Genomic DNA, 23,452 nt, shown 5'->3' with positions numbered 1-23,452 from the left:
ATGGGTACTACGCGCTTCCCCCCCTCATTATTAAAACCCGGCCTGGATGCCAATATTAAGTACCCGTTGGTTAATGTATGCATCACCCGCGGTGTTGGTGGCAACCTCAGGATCCTGCTGGTATTTTTTAAAGTTTGTCCATGTAAACAGGTTGTATGCGCTTAAGTAAATACGGGCATTATTAATTTTAAATGGCAGCAATTTGGTAGGCAGCTGATAACCCACATCAATTGTTTTTAAGCGGATGTAATGCGCGTTAATAAGCCAGTAATCTGAGAAATAAGATGTAGGGCTGTTAACCGATGTAGGGTTGGTGGTTAACCTCGGAAAATTGGCGGTGCCTGCGGTTGCCGGCGTCCAGCGTTCCTGGTGGATGGGCTGAAACTGGCTCTGAAATGGCTCGATACCGGTGCCCAGCACCGCGAAGCTATAGTTAAACGAACCGGCAAACAGTGCACTGATGCTGAATCCTTTGTATACGGCCTGCAGCGACAAGCCCAGGGAGGTATTAGGCAAATTAGGATTGCCAATTGCGCGTTTATCAAACACATTGATGATGCCATCGCCGTTCAAATCCTGGTAACGCAGGTCGCCGGGTTGCAGCGGCAGGCCGTTATCGGGCACGGCTATAGGGTTACCCGCGTTTGATCCGCCATGGGCAGCCTGGTAGGCGTTTATAGCCGATATATCATTAGCCGTGTAATAACCCAGGTAATGGTAGCCAAACTGCTGCCCTATCGGTTTGCCGGTTGAAGCCAGCCATGGATAGGCAGGCGATGCCTCGTCCTGGAACAGGATTTTGTTTTTGGCGTATGAAAATACCAGGCCTACATTGTATTGTACTTTTCCTAAAGTGCTGTGGTATGATATCTGCCCATCGAAACCCTGGTTGCGGGTTTTACCGATGTTTACCGCAGGCAAGGCCACACCAATAATTTCGGGTACACTGCCTGGAACAATCAATTGATCGTAACGGATATCGTGGAAAAAGTCGATAGTGGCCGAGATCTTATCGTTAAACAAGTTCATGTCCAAACCTACGTCGGTTTTTTTGGCACGCTCCCAAACTACATTGGGGTTGCTCAGGGCATCTTCATAAATGGTGCCGTAGCCCTGCGGGTTTTCGTTAAAATAATAGCCACCGCCCTGTTTATAAACCTGGTTGTACACGTAGCGGTTACCTGGTGCAGCATCTGAGCCAACAAGGCCATAACTGCCCCTTATCTTGAACAGGCTAAACACCGGGAACTTTTCAGTAAAAAACTTCTCTTTCACCAGGTTATAGCCAACGCTTATCGCCGGGAAATATCCAAACCGGTGATTGGCAGCAAACCTATCGGTACCGTTGTAAGCAATATTAAACTCCAACAGGTATTTCTGCTTATAATCGTACCCTAACTTGCCGGATATCCCCTGGAATTTTTGCGGCACCGCAACCAGCGAGGCGTCCAGCAGCGACTGCGCATTGTAAGTTTGCGATGTTTGGTTAAACAACAGCAAGCCGGTTACATGGTGCGAGTTGCTAAAATTATGATCGTAATTGGCATATAGCTGTACATCGTAGTTGTTGCTGTTGATATCGGTATTACCCGTAAGCGCGTAAGGTGTATATACGTAAGTAGCACCTGGCCTTAAAGCATATTGATTGGTTGTTGGATCAAAGTGATAAGCCGGGATACCGCCATTAAAAATTTGCTTGGTAAACTGCTCAATACTGGAGTAGGCAACCCGGCCGGTTAATGATAAACCTTCGGTTAACGCATCCAGCTTCTGGGTAGCGCCAAACAGAAAGTTAAAGTCGGTACGGCGCGAGTGCTGGTAGCCACCTGTTGCCAGCCTGGCATTCAGCGTTGGCAAATGCTCGGGGTTAAACGGCGAGTAAGCATAAGAGTACGAACCATTGGGATTGATGTAGGGTGCCGTAAATGGCGTCTCCTTGGTAAAATTATAGATCTCGCCCACGGCGTTTTCGTTATAAGGCTGATTTAAGTCAGAAAAACGGGTGGTTACATCCAAACGAAGGTCTAACGTTTTGTTGGCTTTTAAATCGAGATTGGAGCGGAAGTTGTACCTGTTGAAATAATAGTTGGTGTTTACCAGACTTTGTGGATCGGCAAAGTCACGCACCAATCCATTTTGTTTCAGGATACCTCCCGAGATAAAATACTTGAGCGCGTTGTTACCGCCCGATATATCCAGGTTGGTATTGGCCTGGTAGGTATTTTTCTTGAATATCTTGTTATACCAGTCAACATCCGGGTGCCCGTAAGGATCGTCGCCGGCCTTGAAATGGTCGATATCTGCCTGCGTGAATGGCTTGTTGAGCCCATCGTTACCGTAGGCCTCGTTGATTAACACTGCCGAGTTGTATGAATCTAAAAAGGTTGGCGTTTTGGTTGGCGCCTGCAAACCGGTCTCGACCCTTAAGTTAACTTTTGGTGCGCCATTTTTACCGCGACGGGTGGTTACTACCAATACACCATTGGCTCCTTTAATACCGTAAATAGCCGTGGTCGAGGCATCTTTTAATATCGATATACTTTCTATTTCGTTTACGTTGATCTGCTGCAACTGGTCATAACTATACTGAATATCATCAACAATAATTAGCGGCTGGTTACCTGCGGGGTTTAATGAACTTACACCACGGATATAAAAGTCAGATGCATCCTTACCCGGCTGGCCCGATGCCTGCTGCGAGAAAAAGCCCGGCAATTTGCCGGTTAAAGCATTCTGCACGTTGGCCGTTGGCACAGTACGTATATCAGCCGCCGAAATGGAACTTACAGCGCCTGTATTGGTAGGCCTTGATCTTTTGCCATACCCTACTACTGCAACCTCATCTAAACCGTTGCTGTTGGTTTGCAGGATAATATCGGCTGTGTTGCCATCCTTAAACGTATAGGTTTGCGGTATATAACCTATGAATTTAACAATGATAGCGTTTGACTGCCCTTTAAGTGTAAGGCTGAATTTACCGTTGCCATTGGTAATTACCCCGTTGGTTGGCAATCCTTTTTCAACCACTGATGCGCCCGGCAAAGCGCCGGTAAGGTCGCGCACGGTACCGGTTACGGTTTTGTTTTGCGCAAATACCACCACCGGGAGCATGGCTATTATTATTTGAAAGAAAAGTATGAATTTTCTCATAACTGCTTAATTAATTTGGTTAAATTGATTGAAGGATTACCATCCGGGATTTTGTTTCATATTCGGGTTCTTTAACACTTCATCGTAGGGTATAGGGTACAGGTACATAGCCGGCTGGTTAAATTTGGTATCCAGCGCTGTAACTATATTGTAGGTTAAGCTCGATCCTATTTTATTGATAGACATCCCTTTCAATGGCTGGTTCATGACCACATTGGCTGTTTTCCAGCGGCGGATATCCCAGTAGCGGCTCTCTTCAAAGGCAAATTCTATCCGGCGTTCGTTGTGGATGGCATCGCGCATCTCATCTTTGGTCATACCGGCTTTTAAACCGTATAAGCCATTGCCGCCTGCTGCTATGCCTGCACGCTTGCGAATACTGATCATATCGTTATAAACATCGCTGGTGGCGCCGTTCACTTCGTTTTCAGCCTCGGCATGCCCTAATATCACATCGGCATAGCGTATCACCAGCCAATCGGCGTTGTGGCCCTGGAAACTGTTCGCATTTTCTTCGTTACCCATAAATTTGCGCATGTAGTACCCGGTTTTAGTTTGCTGCAGACTGGTATTTGGCTTGCTTTGACCGCCCTCATACAGCTGCAGATCGCTGTTAAGCCAGCGGGCTCCATTATAAAACACCGTATAAGTAAGGCGCGGATCGCGGTTAGCGTAGGGGTTATTGCTGTCGTAGCCAGATGCCGGGTCGGTAATAGCCAGGCCGTTACTCATCGGGAAAGCATCTACCAGTTGCTGGCTTGGGCTGGTTTGGCCTTTGGCAGCCGCGCCCGGGAAACCTATCGGTGCGTTGGCAGTTTCAATCCCGTTATCAGAACCCGTTTGCCTTATAAGGATCATTTCGCTGTTATTCTGGTTCAAAAACACACCCTTAAAATCGTTCGGTAACGAGTATGCGCCCAGGTTCATGACATCCTTTGCCGCCGCCGATGCCGCCGCCCAGCGGGCCAGGCTATTATCGGTATAACCCGTAAGCGGGTTTGCCGCATCAATATTACCGCCATTAAACAACGGGCTTGCGGCGTATAACAACACCCTTGCTTTTAAAGCCAGCGCCGCGCCCTTGGTTACCCTGTGCGCATCGGCATTGGGGTTATCAACCGGGGCGGTTAGTAATGTATCTTTAATGGCATCACACTCGCTTGTAATGTATTTAATGCAATCGGCAAATGAGTTGCGTGGTAACGATACGTTATCGCTTATGGTAAATACTTTATCGCCAAGCAATGGCACACCGCCATAGCGTTTTACCAGTTCAAAGTAAAACAGCGCCCTTAAAAAACGGGCCTCGCTTTTCCAAACATACTTTTGCGAGTAGCCTTTGTATTTAGCCATCACCGGCACTACGCCAATGTTATTCACAAAAATATTGGCCTTGCGGATGCCCGCATAATAGTAGGCCCAAAGGTTTTCATCTGCAGGAATGGTGTAGGAGTTGTATGCGGCTGTACCCAAAATGGTTACCTGGTTTGTTGGCCCCGATGCCGATGACATCGCATCATCAGATGCAGCATCCAGGTAATCGCCGCCTACTCGGTTATGACCGCTTTTCATTACCGGGTAAATACCATACAAAAATTCCTGCGCGCTGCTGCCTAAGGAATCCTTAGGATCAAAAACATATTGAATGCCTACCTTATCAACCGGAAATTGCTCATATTTTTTACAGCCTGCCAGTATTACCAAAATGAGTACGGCCGCTATGTGTATATTTTTAATTCTCTTCATGATCATAATTTTAATGTTGGCCAATAATTAAAGCTTAATGTTTATACCTGCATTAAACACGCGTTGTATAGGGTACGCCAAGCCATACACTTCCGGATCAACGCCCTTGTAGCCGTAAAATGTGTACAGGTTTTCGCCATTGGCAAATACCCTGATGCCCGATAACCTTAGTTTGCGTGCCCACTCCAGCGGCAGGCTGTAGCCTACCTCGGCATTTTTAAGCCTCATGTAATTTGCCGACCGGATGTACAGTGTTGATAGCAAACCATTGTTAACATTGCCGGTTGATGATAAGCGCGGCAGGGTAGCTATATCGGCTGTTTCTGGTGTCCACCTTCCGGTTAGGGCGTCATAGCCCTGGCCCTGGTAAATGTTGCCAAACAGACCAAGGCCGGCAAAGCCGTTTACCAGGTTGTTGTTATAAATAATCTGGTGGTTGGTAACACCCTGCATAATTACGCTTACACTGAAACCTTTATAGTTAACACCAAATGATAAGCCGTAATAAATTAAAGGTTTGGTATTGGCTATGGCCGATTGATCAAACTGGTTAATCACGTGGTCGCCGTTAAGGTCTTTGTATTTTACATCACCGGCCTGTGGTGTATAGCCAACTGTGGTGGCGCTGGTGGCTGCATCCTGCGCGTTTTTAAAGAAACCCAAAGCAGTATAGCCAAATATTACATCGTTTGATAAGCCGGTGCGCCTTAACCATGGATACGGCGCGGGCTCTTCATCGCTGAATACATTGGTTGATGTTTGGCGCGTTGCATTAGCCGTTAAAAAGTAGTTCAAATTACCGGCGTGGTCCTGGTAGGTTAAGGTAAGTTCGGTACCTTTATACAGCTTCACGCCAATATTCTCGGCCGGGTAGGTAGTTCCTAACAAGGCTATGCTATTGCCGCGGGTTTGTAACAGGTCATAGAACCTGTCATGAAAGTAATCGGCAGTGATTTTAAAGTGATCTTTAAACAGGGATATATCGGTACCAATATCCAGCTTTTTGGCGTTTTCCCAACGGATGTAAGGGTTGGCCAGGGTATTTTCGTTATAGCTTTGAATTACGCTGCGGGCAGTACCCAATGTATAAGGATAGCCAATTGACGTACCGTATGTTTGCAAAAAGTTGTAGTAACCAAAATTATCAACATTGGCATTGCCGGTTTTACCATAAGTGGCACGCCATTTCCATGAACTTATCCAGCTAATATCTTTTATAAAACGTTCCTGCCCCATTTGCCAGCCTAAGCCAACGGCGTAAAACATGCCATACTGGTTACCAGGCGGATACCTGTTGTAGCCGCTGCTGTTGGCCGATGCTTCAATAAAATATTTGCCATCGTAGTTGTAGCCCAGTTTGGCTGCCCTGTTGGTGGTAACACCAGATAAGTCATAGTTTAATACAACCGACCGGGTATCATACAACAACATGCCGCTTACGGTGCCTTTTCCAAACTGCCTCTCGTAATTTAAAGCGGCCTGCGCAAAAGAATAACGGGCGCTTGATACCGTGGCAAAGCCGTTTGATTGCGATATTGGTGTACCTACAGCCGAGTACGAACTATCCTTGTTAAGCAAATAGGTATTGTTTTGCAACGACCGGTTTACCAGGCCCTGCGATTCAAAAGCAAGGTTGCCTTTTAGTTTTACAGAAAGGCCTTTTGTTACGCTGCTTAAATCGTAATTAAGATCGAGGTTGGCCATTACATCGTTACTGTTGGTGCGCTGATAGCCCGAAAACTGCGATTGCGACAACAGGTTATTGGTAAACAACGTAGTACCGCCGAATGATCCGTTAGGATTATAAACCGGGTAGGGGTTGTTTGGCGTATTGTACAAGGTGTTCAGGATGCCCGAGTAGCCTGTTCCCGGCTGGGTGGCTTGTTGAATACGGCCAAACAATTGCAAATCAACCGTAAACTTTTTGGTAACGTTTACACTCAGATCCGAATTGATAATGTAGCGGCTAAGTTCGTTATTGGTATTATAAGTTGCAGCCGGCGAGGTTTTAAACATGCCCTGCTGATCCATATAGTTTAATGAAACACTGTACTGCGCCACACTGCCGCCGCCGTTAACATTCAGCTTGTAGCTGCTTATTGGCGAACTGTTACGCAGCAAGGTATTAAACCAGTTTACATCAGGGTGATGAGCAGGATCGGTATGGTTGCGATAGGCGTTAAAGTCATCGGCGCTGTAAATGGTTGGCTTACCGTCGTTTTGCAGCGCCTCGTTATATAAATAAGCATACTGGTAGGCCGGCAACGGTTTCGGCAGATCAAGAGGGTGCTGCGAACCTGCTTCGGCCGTAAACGAAATGCGGGGCGCCCCAGCCTGGCCATGTTTGGTAGTGATCAGTAAAACACCGCGCGAGCTGTTGATACCCAGCAATATATTTGATAAGGCATCCTTTAAAACCGATACCGATTCGATACTTTCCGGATCGATAGAAGAGATTTCGCGCTGTACCCCGTCAATAATGGTTATAGGCGTTTGTCCGCGCAGCGATAAACCTATTTCGGTATTATCATTTGCCGAGTAATTGTTGTGTTGCACCACGTTGCCAATAAAATCGGCTACGGTTTGGGTGCTGGTTTGCGGGCTGGCAAAGCCACTGTATTGCTGCGTATACAAGCCTGGCAGCTGCCCCGGCAATGCATAAGTATACAACGATGCCGGTGTGGTTGTAAGCTGGTTGGTATAAATGGCAGCAACCGATCCAAGGTTTGCAGCTGCCTTTTTGGTGCCGTATAACACGTTTATCGTTTCGGGCGTTTTTAAATAGGTATCAAGCAATTTTATGGTGACTGGGCTTTTACTGCTGATATTTACCTCGCTGGTGTAATAGTTAAGCATCGTAAATACCAGCTTATCGCCGCTGACAGCGTTAATCTCGAAGCGACCGTCTTTATCAGTAAAGCTGGCATCGGTTTTACCTTTTACCATTACCTTAACCCCGTTTAAAGGGTTGGCATATTCATCAAGTACAACCCCGCTTACCCAACCAGGATGGGTACTACCCCTGCCTGTGGTATCCTGCATAGCTGCGTACCCGGTTTTTACCAGCATAAGCATCAATATGACGAAACCTGTAAAGCATTTCTTTAAGTAGCAATAAGCCATAGTATAAGATTTAAATTGTTGGCAATAATTAAATATCGTTTTAGCAGCTACCTCAACCTTTGATTTTAAAAACGAGGTTAATTCAGCATCCTTTTGTATTATAATTGGTTACGAGCACTTAAAAGTGTAAACAAACGGCGCCAGTGTGTTACCATAGCCAACCTTTGCAGTGCCTGTTTTATCGGTAATGAAGTACTCTATTTTCGTGATGGTTTGCGCCGCCGTTGTGTTAAAAAACGACTTGGGCCAAAACGTTAACTGGTACTTTTTACTGTTTGGCACCGCCTGTATCATTTTGGTTTTATCAGTTTGCTCGCAAACGCTGATGGTTTTACCATCGCTGGTATAGGCGGTAGCGCACAGGTAAGTTTCGGCAGCGTTGTTTAGCGGCGTGTTTACAACCGTTCCATCAAAGGTTAGCGTAATGATGTCGTTATCTAACGATTTTGGCGGGTTAACTGTGGTAAGCTGCGGATTACAAAAATCAATCAGGTCGCCGGTGCCGCCGGTAACTTCAAAGCAGGGTGTTACTACTTCGCTGTAATAGGTACCAAACTGATCGCTGGTAAAGCCGTGGCCGGTATCGGTAATGGTGTAGCCTAATTTTACCAGGTAGTTATTATTATCGGCGGCCACTTTTGTTTTAATGGTGATATCGCCCTTAAATTCAAGCCCGCCGGTGTGTGAATATGCTTTATCTGACTGATAAGCCACCCATTCCATATCGTCAATAAGGTTACCGCCAATCTGGAAAGTTTTTTTCATGTAGGCTGTCCAGGTTAAACCGTTTCCGTTTTTGCCTAAGGTTCCTTCGGGTATCAGCGTCATGTTGCCGCTGCCCTGCGCGCCGGAGTAGGTTACAACGGTATTTTGGGCCGCTTTCCATCCCTTAGGTACCAAAAAGCCAAACACCAGGTAATCGGGCCCGCCATCTGCCGCCGTTGGTATAGATAGGTGAACGGTTACGGTCATTGTAGACCCCGCTGTTGCAGTTGCAGGCTGGTCAACGCTGGTTATCACCTCGCCGCAGCAGGCCAGTACAATAGCCAGGGCAGTTAAGGCGCAAAACTTCCATAAACCTTTACCTTTTATATGTAAATATGATCTCATAAAATCTGTTGTATTAGTATGTTATGGTTTATGGTTAGTTAACTTTTTGCAGTACATACACATAGCTGTTGTTTGGGCAGCCCGGGCTAAATGTGATGCTCAGCTGCCTTTTACCATTCACAATAGGGTAATTGAATGGCGTTGATACAGGGGTGCCCCCGGTTGCCGTAAACGTTATTTTAAACGGATATTCCGGATCGTCGAGCGAGAATTTGCCGTTGGCGTTTACCAAAAATGGCAGCGGGTTTTCAATGGTATAGCCGCCATCTTTAAAATTCACCCTGAATTTGGTAAAATCGATCAGGGTTGTAAGTTCGGTGCCGTTACGTGTTGCCCTGATCACCTGCCAGCTGCCCGTGATATCTTTGATAGATTCTTTTACCGGCAATACCTTTTCGGCTTTGCATGATGCCATCAAAACAGCCGCTATCGCCACCAGCAAAAAGCCGCACTGTTGCATTATATTTTTCTTTTTCATTTGCTTTTTAGGTTATAATGGTGATCAATATCCCGGATTTTGTAACATCTCAGGCGATTTGGCCACCTCCGTTTGCGGGAAAGGCCACAGGTACATAGCCGTGCGGAAGTTGCGCTTGCGCACCGGGAACGTTTTATAAGTAACCGATGCATTATTGCGGTCAACCTCCATACCGTAGGTTTGGATATTGTCGGTTTGGTCGGCTATTTTCCAGCGGCGCACATCCCAAAAGCGGTGCTCCTCAAACGCCAGCTCAATACGGCGTTCGTTCTGAATGGCTTTACGCATATCGGCCTGGCTTAACCCGGTTGGCAACTGGTACGGGTTTAACCCTGCCCGCTGGCGGATAGCCTCGACAGCCTGGTAAACCTGTGTGGTTGGGCCTTCATATTCGTTGGCAGCCTCGGCGTAGTTCAGCAGAATTTCGGCATAACGTATTAATGGCCAGCATCTTTTGGTTGGATGTGTAAAATCCTGCGATACCGCATCCGGATCGAGCATTTTATTGGTATAGTAGCCCGTACGGGTGCCCACATTAACCGCATCGGGACCGGTTGTTTGACCATTATACGTACCTGTAAAAATATTAATAGGCGATTTGCCCGACGACAGCCTGTTTTGGATAAGCGTTTGATCGCGGATAACGGTATAATCTAAACGTGGGTCGCGGTTGGCATAAGGGTTTTGCGGATCGTAGCCGGAAGTTGGGTCGGTAATGGCTTTGCCCGTGTTCATCGGGAATGCATCAACCAAACCCTGCAAAGGCAGGGCTCCATTTTTGCCCGTACGTGATGGTGGTTGCCACAAGCTTTCAAAATCGGCATTATTGCCGCGCATCAGCTCAAAAATATATTCGGTATTAAGGGGTAAGGTAAACAGGTGCTGAAAGCCATAGCCTGCTGCGGTCGCATTATCCACATTGAGTTTATAGGCTCCTGTGCCAATTACAGCAATTGCGGCATCTTCGGCCAGTTTCCAGCGTTCTTTATCGTAAGTGGCATAGCCTACCAGTTCTTTTGTAGCGCCATCACCTATCGATTGCCCGTTAAATAACGGACTTGCAGCATACAACAATACCCTTGATTTTAAGGCCAGGCAGGCGCCCTTTGAAGCGCGGCCATAGTTTAAGCCGCTTTGAACGGTTGGCAACTCAAGCGCGGCGGTATCGCAATCGGCCAAAATATAGTTTACCGTTTCGGCGTAGGTATTCCGTTTTGCGGGAATGGCATCTGTATAGTTGTAAATCTTATCGTTAACTATATGCACCCCGCCGTAGTGTTTTAATAATATAGCGTAGTACCAGGCCCGCAAAAAATGAGCCTCGGCACGCATCTGCGTTTTGGTGAAATTATTTATAGGCGATTTTGGCAAATTGGCCAGCAGCTGGTTTACTGCGCGGATGTTGGTATAGCTGTTTTTATAAGCATCATCGGTAACTACAGCCGCATTGATAGTACCCGATTCAAAAGCCAAAGCGGTAGAACCGGCTGATGTGTAAACCTCTGCTTCGTCCGAAGCAGCATCAAGTCCGCCGTTGGTTGTGGGCGATAAAATAGGCCCGTATAAAAAGCGCCCGGGACTAAAGCTGAACCCCACATTACTGTAGATATTTGACAAAAACGCCACCGTATTGGCGCTATCGGCAAATACCGTGCTTTGGGTTAAGTTTGATGTAGTGGTTTGCCCCAGGAAACCATCCTTTTTACAGGATGACATGCCCCAAAGCGCAAGCCCGAACATCGAAAAAGTAAGAACCTTGAAGTAAATTTTTTTCATATTACAGGTTTATTTACAATAGCATATTTTTAACACTACAAGTCCATTTAAATTAAATCGAAAAATCGATTTAGCTAAATTTGGCAGCTTTACGCAGATTGCCTAAAAAAAAGTATATTGGTATTAGTTGGTTTATAACAGATGTTTAATCTGACTGCTAATTTAAATCATAAAAACGATTTAGCAAATTTTTCGAACACTTTTTTTTAATTTATTTTGTTTGCACTAAAAGCCGCTAAAAATTAAAAAAGTGGTTAAAAACCGGGCTAAATATTATAAGCCCGGTAATTAAATTTCATAACACTATCCCCTACTTTATTTTGTTAAAGTAGCGGCTAAAAAACAGCGCCTGGTAAACAATCGAGTTGCTCCAAAATTCCCAGGTATGCGCTCCCGGCCTTACCGTAAAATCATGCGGAATCTTGCGCATTAAAAGCTCATTATGAAAAGCAACATTTGCCGGGTACAAAAAATCATCGTAACCGCAATCAAACGTAATAAGCAGCGAGTTTGGCTTCAACAGGTATATCATATTGATAACGCTGTTTTTTTCCCACCGTTCGGGGTATTGGCTGTATTTTCCCAACACCTGCTCAATACCAAACGCATCCGAAAAGGGCCTGATATCCAGCGCGCCGCTCATGCTGCCCGCCGCGCCAAAAGTATCCTGGTGCTTAAAGGCAATGTACATGGCACCGTGCCCACCCATACTTAAGCCGGTAATGGCCCTCCCGCTCCTATCGGCAATTGTTGCGTAATGCTTATCAACCCAGTTCACCAGTTCGGTTCCAACATAAGTTTCGTATTGCCAATCCTTATTCATAGGGCTATCAAAATACCAACCGGCAAAATTGCCATCGGGGCATATTATCATCATTTGATACTCATCGGCCAGTTTGGTAATGGCTGGTACTTTTAAAATCCAATCGCTGTATTTGCCGCTAAAGCCGTGCAACAGGTACAGCACCGGGAACTTTTTGCCCGCCTGGTAACCGGCAGGCTTTATTACTACCGCCTTAATATCCTGGCGCATGGCGTTACTGTGCGTTAAAACGGTATCTACTGTAGCTGCATCAACCTTTATAAAACTTATAAAAAAGACTATAAGGGCTATTATTGTTCTTTTATTCATATGGGTATAGGTATTTTCCGGTTATGGTTATTTGGCAGCTATAATGGTAATGCGATGATTTTTGGGTTTGTTAATGGCATAAATCTGGTCGGTTAATACATCCGTTTCTTTTTGCCAGGCATCGCGCAGGCTTTTGTAGCGGGCGCGGCTATAGTTATCTTTATTACCATTCACAAAAATGTCTTTTACAGCGTATTTTTTTACGGTATCCATAGCTGCGTTGCTATCGTTGTGCAGCAAACCTTTGCCCTTTAAAAAATCATACTGCATCCAAACATACATTCTTGTGCGGCGCTCAATATCCCAACGCTCTTCGTTCAGTTCGCGAACCTGGATGGCCTGCTGGTATTGGGGAGTTGTGGTAATTTCGGCCATATTAACGCCATCGGCCAGTTGCCGGGCCGACCAGCTGCCTATCTGCTCGCCGTCAATCATCACCTTGTAATCGCCGTCCTTAAGGCCTTTAACGCTCAACAATTCCTGGTTAAACTCTTTGGTGAACGGAACTACTTTTAGCGCATCGGCCTGCTTTTTACGATTGCCCCAACCACGCGGAATGGTATCGATTGGATATGGCAGCGAATTGGCCAGGTAATTAAACGCAACCGAATCTGCACCGGCTGTTATATTACTGATGCGGCAGTTTACAGCCTTTAACACTTTTTTGTTTTGGGCATTGATGCTTAAATCGGCAACATACTGATTATCCAGCCCCTGGGCTTTCAAAAACAGGTAGGCCATCACCAGATGGCCATCGTTATCGGGGTGCACCCTATCATTTGGCGTAAGGCTAAAAGTGGAATCCTTTGCCTGTTCGCGCAGGTTGATGGCTGCCATGGGGTGATAAAAATCTACATAACCGTAGCCGTTTCTTTTAGCCGCCTCCTGCTGAAAATCGATAATTTTTGAAAACGCTATACTTTTCTTAGGATAGATATTTTTTGTGGTGAACTTAGAAGTTTCATCGTATGGAGAACCCAAAATAAAGATCTTTTTAATAGACGGCAATTGTTTCAGCTTATCTTCCAGCATGCCGTAATATTTATAGCTCCCCTGGATCCTTTTATCCATCACATCCTGGGCATCGGCACGGTACCACTCAAAATAGCCGCTATCATTCATGCCCCAGGTAAGGGTTAAAACGTTAGGCTTTTTATCAAGCACATCATCATCAAACCTATCATAAATCTGGCCTATAACGTCGCCGCCAATACCCGCGTTAAAACAGGTTATCCGTGCGTTGGGGTAATGGGTCATGTAATACAGCCATATGTACGAGTGGTAATGTCCGCCATCGGTAATGCTGTTGCCCACAAATGCCACCCTGTCACCCGCCTTAAAAGGGGTAATTTTTTGCGCGCTGGCCCAAATGGAAAGGCTAATGCCGGCTAATAGTAAAAATGTTCTCTTCATAGTATGGTTTGTTCAAATTATATTCTTTTCTGTTCTCTTTGCCATTCCCCTCTCGAGAGGGGGCGCGAAAGACCGGGCGGTGGCAGGGGTGTGTTAACCGGCGTTCATTATCCGCCCGTATAAACACACCCCTCCCCCCTCTCAAGAGGGGAATCGCACGTTCCCCCGCTCTTTTCTTGTTAAATCCTCTCTCAAGCTGAGAGTCGCACCTTCCCCGCTCTTTTCCTGTTACAATCCCACCAGCGAATATGGTATCCTTACCCCTTTCACCTGGTAATAATTGGGGTCCTGGTTATTATTAAAACAGGTTTGGGTTGAGCAGCTGCCACCATCGGCATTATAATTTAAGCAATAGGTAACCAAAAGCTCGTTATGCCCATTATTAAACTCGGGATGTATTGCCGGCGTGTAATATTTAGCCAGGTGCCCGTTGTACATATCATTAATGGTAAATACCAATTGCGGCGCAGTAAACGGCCCCTTCGGACTGCTTGCTGTAGATATATAAATGTTGTGATTGCCCGGATCGCAGAAGTAACCCAGATCCATTTGCATCATTACATATTTGCCGTTCACTTTTGATATGATTACATTTTGCTGCGTTGTATTGCCCGAACCAACCGTAATTGCAGCTGTTGATGCAGATTGCAGGCTGGCCGACCAGCCTGAGCCCGTCCAGAATGTCCAGCTGGTTGGGTTGCTCACCGCAAACCGCGCCAGGAATACATTTGATGAATTAAAATAAACACTTTTGCTGCCATATACATAAACCGAATCTCCCGCCGGATTTTTCACCATACCGTTGGAAAAACCAACATCAGTTTGGCCCGACATACCATTTGGCGTAAGCCTTGTTGCCGCACCCCAGTTTAAACCAGCCGTATTTTGGTTAATGGAGTACACGGCCTGGTTTGCAGGGGTCGATCCGTTTGCAGATTCATAAGTATACAACAAAACCTTGCTGCCTGCCTCAATCCCAATGCCCGGCCAGCGATAAGTACTGTTATGGTCACCGGGGCTTTCAATAATCTCCAAATTGCTAATGGGCGAATTTGTAGTAGTTATATTGGGCGTTAATGATTGATCCCAGCTATGACTTGCCGGCTGTAATAAAGCCGAATTATGGTATTTAAAAAACTGGCAATACAACTGCCCGTTTGATTGCAGCTGATCGGCCGCGTACGCATCCTCGGTTATCCAAAGTACCTTGCCGCTATTGGCGCCATAGGTAAGGGCAATACTTTTACCTTCATCAAAAGCAACGGTACCGTTTACCCGGTGAAAAAAGTTTACCACATCATCATCACGATATGATTCGGCAGTGATGCTGTTTAATACCCATTGCTGGGAGGTGTTGCCAGATACAAAAGGCTCCTGCGTTATGGCGGTGCCATTACTGGTTGAAGCGCCCTCGTTGGTTACCGCCAGGCCGTTGCCTACATTAATAATTTTGTACACATTGGTACCTACCGATTGGATATACCATTGCTGCGCATTGTTAGTATTGGTTTTATCCTGCCATAAGCCTACTCCCGGCGTGGTAGATGCCAGGGGTACCTCAAGGTATTTGCCGCTGGCAACATTCATGAGTTTAAATTTGGTGCTGCTGGTAATGGCGCCGGTACCTTGCTGAACAATGTACCATTTTTGATTAGGGTTTGTTGCCGTACCGCTGCCAAAATATTGGTATTGCTGGGCAGCATTGCCATCATTTAACATGCCTACGCCATTTATTTCGATGATTTTACTGCTGGATACATTACTGATATAAAAAGTGCCATATGCGGATACAGGCGATCCGGACAACGGAATTTTGGCCCCTCCGGGATTAGTTACAGGGGGCTCGGGCTTAGCCGATTTTTCGCGCTTGCAGGCAGCAACTAAAGTGGTGCCGGCAATAAGCAGGGTAAATAATTTGGTTTTCATAATTTGGTTTTTGATTAATTGATAGATATATAATTTATTATTGGTTTCTATAAATCGATTTAGCATATCTTCACAATTCAACCACTCTTAATTAAAACATTACTTATATTAAATTCCCCAGTTTTTATTTGGCTTGCTGCCCATGGTAAGTTCCAGTGTGCCGCCCGCGGCTATATCTTTAAAGTCGAGGTAACACTTGTTGTAAGCCTTGCCGTTTAATTTTGCGCTTTGGATGTAAACATTGGCCGCCGAGTTTTTGAGCGCAGTTATTGTAAACGTTTGCCCTTTTGCATATTTCGGGTCGAGCTTTAAAACTACTTTATTAAATACGGGGCTGGTAATTTCCTGCCGGGTATCGCCGGGGCAAACCGGGTGAATGCCACTGGCAGCCAGCACATACCAGGCTGACATCTGGCCCACATCTTCGTTCCCAACCAGGCCTTCAACCGAATTGTGGTAGGCACGGCGGCAAATCTCCCGTGTCCATTTCTGGGTAAGCCATGGTGCGCCCAGCCGATTATACAAAAACGGCACGTGGTGTACCGGTTCATTAGCGTGGTTGTAATAATCGTTCCACATCATGTTATCGGGGGCCTTTTCAAAAAAATTGTTCAGGTCGGCAATGGTTTTGGCGTTGCCACCCATCATTTGGGCCATGCCCTTTACGTCCTGCGGTACAAACCAGCCTTGTTGATAGGGGTTACTTTCAATAGTACCGTACCATTGTTTGGTGCGTGCCGAATCGGGCCAGGCTTTCCAGTTACTGTTATCATCTTTGGGCCTGTACCAGCCTTTTTCGGTATCGAACACGTTTTTGTAGGCCTGCCCTCGTTGGGCATATTTTGTGGCGTCGGCAGTTTTCCCCAGCCATTTAGCCAGCTGGCCTGCACACCAATCGGTATAGGCGTATTCTAAAGTTAAGGATAAGCTCAAATCACCACCTGTAAAACCTTTATCGCCATTGCCAAATTTTTCAACAGAGCCCACCGCAAGGCGATAAGCCTCGGGCACGTTATAGTTACGGATGCCTTTGGCGTAAGCATCGGCAATTACCGATACAGCCGGGTTACCAATCATACAACCGCTATAAGCGTTCATGATCTCCCAGCGCTCCAGGTAATCCATTTTCTTTTCCTGCGCTAATGTTACCAGCGAATTGATCTCATCGTTTACCAGGCCCGGGTTGATGATGGTTTGCAGGGGCATCTGGCTGCGGAACACATCCCACCCGCTAAAAATAGTCCGCTTGTTAAAATTAACCGCGTGATGCGCTTTACCATCGCCGCCCGGATACTTGCCATCTACATCGCTTATAATCCGGGGATCTATCATGGTATGATACAACGCTGTGTAAAAAACAGTTTTTTGCTCCGGCGTGCCGCCCTGCACGCTTACTTTTGATAAAGCTTTGTTCCAATTTGCAACAGCCTTTTGGTATACAGCATCAAAATTCCAGTCTTTTATTTCGGTATTTAAATTGTTCTTCGCTCCGGCAATGCTGATAAAGGAGATACCTGTTTTAAGCAATACCTGCTCATTGGCCCTGGTGGCAAATTGCGTGTAAAAACCCAGGTGTTTGCCTTGCTTTTCTGTTGCGCCTTTTAATATTTCGGCTTCGGCAACCCTATCTAAGTATTTTTTTCCGGTTACATCATCAAGCTTACGGGTCCAGTCATCGGGGATATTGGCACTCCAAACACCAAAATCCTTCAACGGCTTGCTAAATTGAGCATAAAAATAAACGGTGTAATCGGCATGCCCGTCGCCATTTCCCCAACCGCCGCCGTCGGGCGTGCATTTCATCCAGCCTTCAATAGTATAATCGTTAACAACTTTTACATATTGCAGCGTTGACGTACCCCCTACCCTGCGCGCCAAATCAATCTGGATACGCGAATCGTTGCCTTGCGGAAAGGTAAAACGCAGCATCCCGCTATGAGGGGCAGCCGTCATTTCGGCCTTAATGTTATGATCGGTCAACAAAGCACTGTAATATCCGGCCGATGCTTTCTCACTTTTTTTATCGTATAGCGAGCGATAGCCTTTCATGGAGCCATCCGGTTTACCAGCTATGGTGTACATTTTGCCTTCGGTAGGCATCACCAGGAAGTTGCCCAGGTCGCCGTACCACCCTATACCGCTCATTTGTGTCATGGCAAAGCCCTCAATACTGGTTTGCTCATAACTGTAACCCGGGCCGTTATCGCCGCCCGTAATGGTATTAGGGCTTACCTGCACCATTCCATACGGCGTAGTAGCCCCCGGAAAAGTTTTGCCCAGGCCATGATATGTACCTGCATCGGCAGTACTTGTACTGGCACCTATAAAGGGATTAACGTAACCTGCGGGGCTTTGGGCTTTTAATAACGTTACACTAATGGCAAGTGCTGCAGTTAGCAATACAGTGAAATATTTTTTACCCGGCAAAGCCGCAAACACGGCCCGTTTAGTTTTGCTCATCTTTTAATCCCCGAAAAATATATTTAAGAAGCGGTTATCCTTAATTGGTAATTATCGACCAAATTATCTAATAAAAACGATTTAGCAAAATTTTGTGAGATAATTTTTACAAAGTATTTTTATTACTACGAAATACATTGCGAAGCTGTACTTATGCCTGCCCGTAAAACAGATCAACCATAGCCGTTTATTTCATGGCGGGTTTATATCGGGGAATAAACTGTAAAACGGAATTTGCACCTTCAAAAAAACCGGTAAGGGACAAATGTTATCAAAACAAATTTTGAATGCAGCTACATCACAAAATATTTAAAAAGCCCGTGGTGCCGGCAACCCTTCAAAAGCGCAAAAATATGATGTTGAGGCGAAGGAAATATTTCTTTGAAATTATTTGTATTTTTTTGCCTGTTTATGATAAAAAATCGTCTGTTAACCGCATTGGTCTACAGATAATTTGCATTTTTTTTCACATAATTTAAATGCAGCCTGCAATACTTCCGTCAATTTGCCAGACAAATAGCAACAGGAACGGGCCGCAAAAAGAGCAACCAGCCGGTGTATGTTTTCAAATAAAAAATCGGGAACATACAAGTGTCGAAAAACGCAGCAAACTAAATTTTATTGTTTTTGATATGTTATTTATTTTAAATAAACTACATTTGAATATGGCGTTTTTTTGAAAAACGCCTGGCCTTTCATAACCTGTTATTAATACTTAATGAGAAAATTATTACTTACCCTGGTAGGCGTATCTGCCTTTTCCCTTTGTTTTTCTCAAGATTTATTTACCAAAAAAATAACGAAATACTCATTGAAAGATGGTCTTTCTTTTGGTATAATCAATGGCATAACCCAGGATAACAAAGGATTTATCTGGTTTGCTACCAGCGATGGCTTAAACCGGTTTGATGGTACAAATTTCAAGGTATTTAAGCTGGATCCCAATAATCCATATAGCCTGCCAAGTAATTATGTTCAAAGCATATTTAAAGATACGCAGGGGGATATTTGGATATCATCCAGAAGAGGGATTTATAAATTTGATACCAACAAGGAACGGTTTATAAAATTTGCCCCCCTGGGGGTTCCTCCAACCTATTTAAACAATGTAAACAGTATTTTTGAAAATAATAAAGGCCAATTGTGGTTTTCGTGTGGCGCATCAGGGTTCTCTTCCTACAATATAAAAACTCATCAGTTTAAAAATTATACTAAAAAGGAACAACCTGGTTTATTAGGCGATTTATCAGTTACTAATGTTGTTGAAGATGCATACGGGCTATTATGGGTAGGAACAAGGGACGGCGGCCTTAATGTTTTTAATACGAGTAATGGAGTGGTTTCAAAAAACCTGAATAGCCAGTTCGCCCTTAAACTTATTCCCCAGGGCCTCATTACTTCTATTTATGAAGATCATAATCATAACATTTGGATAGCAACCAGTAAAGGGCTGGTGCTTTATAACAGAAAAGAAAACAACTTTCGCGTTTTTTTAGGCTCAACTTATAAATTACGAAGTAACTATTTTTTTTCGCTTTTGGAGGATGAACATAAAAACCTGCTTGTTGGCTTGCTTGATGGAGGCTTGTATACTATAAATCTCGACAAAGCTGCAAAGTCATCGTATAAAGATATCTCGATTGATCCCGTAAGATCGGAAGACAATTACAGCATTACCGCCCGTACCATCGAAACCTTATTCCAGGATCGGGATAAAAATATCTGGGTTGGAACATATGGGGATGGAATTTATTTATTGAGCAGCGTGCCGGAAAAATTTCAAAAGTTCCAAAGTGAGTTGAAAGATAACTATGGCAGCAGCTTTTTAAGATATTATGGTATGTGTATGGATGATGAAGGATACCTGTGGATGGGTACCGACGGCGACGGGATTTACAAGAAAAAACTCAGTGGCGAGGTTGTAAAATATTACAGGTCCGATGGGCAAAAAGGTTCATTAACCTGCAATAATATACTTTGCGCATATAAAGATCATTCCAATACATTATGGTTTGGTTCTTACTCGCACGGGTTATTCAGATACAATAAAAAAACGGATTCCTTTACCAATTTTTTTCATAAAACAAATGACCCCACAAGTATATGTTTAAACGATATAAGGACGATTATTGATGATTCAAAAAATAATTTATGGATTGGCACCAATGGCGGAGGCTTAAGCTTATTGCCCGCCGGAAGTGACAAGTTTGTTAACTACAACCCACAAAATAGCGGCATTGGTTCAGATTATATCCGGGCACTTGCCGAAGATGGCAACGGCAACCTTTTTATTGGTACATCGGCATCCGGCCTTAAATATTACATAAAAAATCAAAATAAGTTTGTTAATTATTTTAGTGAAGCCGAAGCAGAAAAGTTTTTGCCCAGCCACTTTATATATGCTTTGTATTTAGATGAAAACAAAAACCTTTATATAGGTACCGAAGGAGATGGCCTTGTTGTGTATGATATAAAAAACAAAAGATTTAAAAGATATACTGAAAAAGATGGATTGGCTGATAATACAGTAAACGCGATACAAAAAGATGAGGCCGGCGGCATTTGGATAAGTACCAACAGAGGATTATCGCGGATTGACCTGCAAACAGGCAAGATTATTAATTACGATAGTTCAGAAGGGCTGCAAGCCGGGCAGTTTAACCCAGGTTCGTCAATGTACAGCAGTACTAAAAAATTTATGGTATTTGGCGGTACCGAGGGTTACAACGTATTTTATCCGGCAGAGGTTAAGCAAAACTCATTTAAACCCAAGGTTTTGATTACAGGACTCCAGCTGTTTGGCAAAGAGGTTGAAGTGGGTCAGAAAGACAGTATATTAAACGCTGGTATTAATGAATCAACCCAAATTACCTTAAAGCCCGACCAACCGGTTTTTTCGATACAATATGTAGCATTAAACTATGCTTATGCCGAAAAAAGCGAATTTGCCTATAAATTGGTGGGATTAGAACAAAACTGGAATTATGTAAAAAATCAAAAATCGGTTACGTACCGCTATTTGCCGGCCGGCGATTATATATTTAAAGTTAAAGCAGCAAACCAGGATGGTATCTGGTTTGAAAATTATGCAACATTTAAAATAAAAATTCTGCCCCCATGGTATCAAACATGGTGGGCCTATATGAGCTCTTTGCTAATAATAGCAACATTGATTTATTACTATTTACGCTATCGCAGCAACGCGGCCCGGTTAAAGTATGAAGTAAAAATAGCCCAGATATCTGCCGAAAAAGAAAAAGAGCTTAACGAGCGAAAATTGTCGTTTTTTACCAATATTTCCCATGAGTTTCGGACACCACTTACCCTAATTATCAACCCGGTTAAAGAATTATTATTTAACCCGGGAGCAAGAGAGACTGAAACAAACAACCTGAGTATCGTTTTTCGTAACGCACGCCGGCTTTTAAGTTTGGTTGATCAGTTATTGCTATTCAGAAAAGCGGAAAGCGAATCTGACAGCCTTAAAATTGTAAGGTTAAATATTGTAAACTTATGCAAAGAGGTTTTTTTATGCTTCAGCCACCAGGCCAAAAGTAAAAACATATTGTTTGACTTTGTTTCCGAGACAGACACGATAGAAGTATTTGCCGACAGGGAAAAAATCGAGATCGTTTTGTTTAATTTGATATCAAATTCATTAAAATTTACGCCGGATAATGGGATGGTAAATTGCTATATATCCCAAACAGAAACATTGGTGAATATAGAAATTAAAGATACAGGACGCGGAATTGCCGAGGATATAGGTGAAAAGTTATTTGATAAATTTTACCAGGTACAGGATGAGACGCCACTTAGTGGTGGATTTGGCATTGGCCTTTACCTTGTAAAAAAGTTTATCGAAAGCCATAAAGGGAGCATCAGTTATACCAGTTTAAATGGAGCGGGCACCATATTTAAGGTTTGCTTGTTAAAAGGAAAAGAGCATTTAAGCCCGAACTTTATTTTTGAAGATGTTATAGAAACCTCTGTTTTTTTAGACGAACTTATTGAGAGTTATGAGGAAGTTCCGGGGCTGAATAAAGATTCAGGTGCGGCCAAAAGTAAAAAAAGTGATCCATTTGATTTCGAATCAAAATCTATGCTTATTGTAGATGACAATGCACAGATGAGACAGTACCTGAAACAAATTTTCTCGTCAAAGTTCGAAATTTTTGAAGCGGCAGATGGTGCCGAAGGTTTAGATAAGGTATACCAGTTTTTGCCGGATATAGTTATCAGCGATGTTATGATGCAAGGGATAAGCGGTATTGAGTTATGCAGCAGGATTAAGGAGGACCCAATACTAAGCCATATCCCCGTTTTATTATTAACCGCAAGCTCATCTCCCGAAATAAAACTTAAAGGCATAGAAGGCGGCGCCGACGATTATATAAGCAAGCCATTTGAGCGGGAATTACTTTTAGCCCGCGTTGAAGGTATTCTTAAAAGTAAGAACAGCCTTCAAAAATATTTTTATAATGAAATTACCTTAAAATCAAATGACCTTAAAGTTCCGCCGGATTATAAGGAGTTTTTGGCGGCCTGTATCAAAGTGGTTGAAGATAACTTAAGCGATAGTGATTTTTGCATCAAAACCCTGGCCGATGAGGTAGGAATGAGCCATTCTAACCTCTATAAAAGGATCAGGGCCATTTCCGGGCAATCTGCTAATGGGTTTATACGGTTTATTCGTTTAAGAAAAGCTGCCGAAATGTTCCTTAACACCGATTGTACCGTTTCTGAGGCTGCTTATAAGGTGGGCATAAACGACCCTAAATATTTCAGAGAGCAGTTTAGCAAACTATTCGGACTTAACCCTTCTGAATACATAAAAAAATTTCGCGTTCCATTTCATGCCAATATCACCAGGAATATTGTAAAGGTTAAAATCAACAAAAATTAATTTCTTAAAAAGTAGCGAAAATTTAAATATTAAGCATTTTTTTACCAATTACCCCCTCAAGTTGTATGAATTTACCTCTCTTGGGGGGTGTTTATTTTACCCATCTTAGTACTGCCAACTATAAATGTACTAACCACATTTAATTTTATTAAAATAACGGTCGACAAGTAGTGTCAACTTGAAAAACGCAGGTTTGACTACGATATTATTTTAGACACAAAAATGTTACAAA

At 44.0% G+C, this 23,452-nt stretch carries 11 protein-coding genes; 1 reads left to right on the top strand and 10 read right to left on the bottom strand.

Features of this window, described 5'->3' with window-relative positions; genetic code table 11:
* Positions 1–30: 30 nt before the first annotated feature.
* From BMX56_RS14350 to BMX56_RS14305, 10 genes are all read right to left on the bottom strand, one after another.
* Positions 31–3,150 carry a SusC/RagA family TonB-linked outer membrane protein gene (locus BMX56_RS14350; RefSeq protein ID WP_090649082.1) on the bottom strand — a complete coding sequence of 1,040 codons (3,120 nt, stop codon included), beginning with the start codon at positions 3,148–3,150 and terminating at the stop codon, positions 31–33.
* Positions 3,151–3,186: 36 nt separating this feature from the next.
* Positions 3,187–4,896 (bottom strand): RagB/SusD family nutrient uptake outer membrane protein, encoded by a 1,710-nt coding sequence (locus tag BMX56_RS14345; RefSeq protein ID WP_090649521.1) that lies wholly within the window; start codon positions 4,894–4,896, stop codon positions 3,187–3,189.
* Between the two features lie 27 nt (positions 4,897–4,923).
* Positions 4,924–8,019 (bottom strand): SusC/RagA family TonB-linked outer membrane protein, encoded by a 3,096-nt coding sequence (locus BMX56_RS14340; protein WP_090649079.1) that lies wholly within the window; start codon positions 8,017–8,019, stop codon positions 4,924–4,926.
* A 108-nt stretch (positions 8,020–8,127) separates the two neighbouring features.
* Entirely contained in the window at positions 8,128–9,129 is a 1,002-nt protein-coding gene (locus BMX56_RS14335; protein WP_090649076.1) for a DUF4961 domain-containing protein, read from the bottom strand.
* A 34-nt stretch (positions 9,130–9,163) separates the two neighbouring features.
* Positions 9,164–9,607, bottom strand: a complete 444-nt coding sequence (locus tag BMX56_RS14330) for a DUF5004 domain-containing protein (RefSeq protein ID WP_090649072.1) — start codon at positions 9,605–9,607, stop codon at positions 9,164–9,166.
* 24 nt (positions 9,608–9,631) lie between these two features.
* Positions 9,632–11,383, bottom strand: coding sequence for a RagB/SusD family nutrient uptake outer membrane protein (locus BMX56_RS14325; protein ID WP_090649067.1), 1,752 nt, complete (start codon positions 11,381–11,383; stop codon positions 9,632–9,634).
* A 310-nt stretch (positions 11,384–11,693) separates the two neighbouring features.
* Positions 11,694–12,515: an alpha/beta hydrolase gene (locus BMX56_RS14320; RefSeq protein WP_090649063.1), complete on the bottom strand. Its 822-nt coding sequence runs from the start codon at positions 12,513–12,515 to the stop codon at positions 11,694–11,696.
* A gap of 27 nt (positions 12,516–12,542) precedes the next feature.
* Complete coding sequence (locus BMX56_RS14315; RefSeq protein WP_090649060.1) at positions 12,543–13,928, bottom strand: SGNH/GDSL hydrolase family protein; 1,386 nt, start codon at positions 13,926–13,928, stop codon at positions 12,543–12,545.
* A gap of 228 nt (positions 13,929–14,156) precedes the next feature.
* Complete coding sequence (locus BMX56_RS14310; protein ID WP_177183816.1) at positions 14,157–15,854, bottom strand: RICIN domain-containing protein; 1,698 nt, start codon at positions 15,852–15,854, stop codon at positions 14,157–14,159.
* 108 nt (positions 15,855–15,962) lie between these two features.
* Entirely contained in the window at positions 15,963–18,314 is a 2,352-nt protein-coding gene (locus tag BMX56_RS14305) for a GH92 family glycosyl hydrolase (protein ID WP_090649055.1), read from the bottom strand.
* 718 nt (positions 18,315–19,032) lie between these two features.
* On the opposite strand from BMX56_RS14305, the gene BMX56_RS14290 reads away from it, so the two are divergent.
* Positions 19,033–23,220: a hybrid sensor histidine kinase/response regulator transcription factor gene (locus BMX56_RS14290; protein ID WP_090649046.1), complete on the top strand. Its 4,188-nt coding sequence runs from the start codon at positions 19,033–19,035 to the stop codon at positions 23,218–23,220.
* Positions 23,221–23,452: the final 232 nt, after the last annotated feature.

It is taken from the genome of Mucilaginibacter sp. OK283 (assembly GCF_900110415.1).
In the GTDB taxonomy this organism is placed as follows: domain Bacteria; phylum Bacteroidota; class Bacteroidia; order Sphingobacteriales; family Sphingobacteriaceae; genus Mucilaginibacter.
The sequence above is the reverse complement of the archived record's forward strand: the minus strand, read 5'-3'. Positions and strand labels throughout refer to the sequence as shown.

Bases quoted from the DNA above. Each gene is read 5' to 3' on its own strand.
- BMX56_RS14350 (WP_090649082.1), bottom strand. From the start codon at position 3,150: ATGAGAAAATTCATACTTTTCTTTCAAATAATAATAGCCATGCTCCCG.
- BMX56_RS14345 (WP_090649521.1), bottom strand. From the start codon at position 4,896: ATGAAGAGAATTAAAAATATACACATAGCGGCCGTACTCATTTTGGTA.
- BMX56_RS14340 (WP_090649079.1), bottom strand. From the start codon at position 8,019: ATGGCTTATTGCTACTTAAAGAAATGCTTTACAGGTTTCGTCATATTG.
- BMX56_RS14335 (WP_090649076.1), bottom strand. From the start codon at position 9,129: ATGAGATCATATTTACATATAAAAGGTAAAGGTTTATGGAAGTTTTGC.
- BMX56_RS14330 (WP_090649072.1), bottom strand. From the start codon at position 9,607: ATGAAAAAGAAAAATATAATGCAACAGTGCGGCTTTTTGCTGGTGGCG.
- BMX56_RS14325 (WP_090649067.1), bottom strand. From the start codon at position 11,383: ATGAAAAAAATTTACTTCAAGGTTCTTACTTTTTCGATGTTCGGGCTT.
- BMX56_RS14320 (WP_090649063.1), bottom strand. From the start codon at position 12,515: ATGAATAAAAGAACAATAATAGCCCTTATAGTCTTTTTTATAAGTTTT.
- BMX56_RS14315 (WP_090649060.1), bottom strand. From the start codon at position 13,928: ATGAAGAGAACATTTTTACTATTAGCCGGCATTAGCCTTTCCATTTGG.
- BMX56_RS14310 (WP_177183816.1), bottom strand. From the start codon at position 15,854: ATGAAAACCAAATTATTTACCCTGCTTATTGCCGGCACCACTTTAGTT.
- BMX56_RS14305 (WP_090649055.1), bottom strand. From the start codon at position 18,314: ATGAGCAAAACTAAACGGGCCGTGTTTGCGGCTTTGCCGGGTAAAAAA.
- BMX56_RS14290 (WP_090649046.1), top strand. From the start codon at position 19,033: ATGAGAAAATTATTACTTACCCTGGTAGGCGTATCTGCCTTTTCCCTT.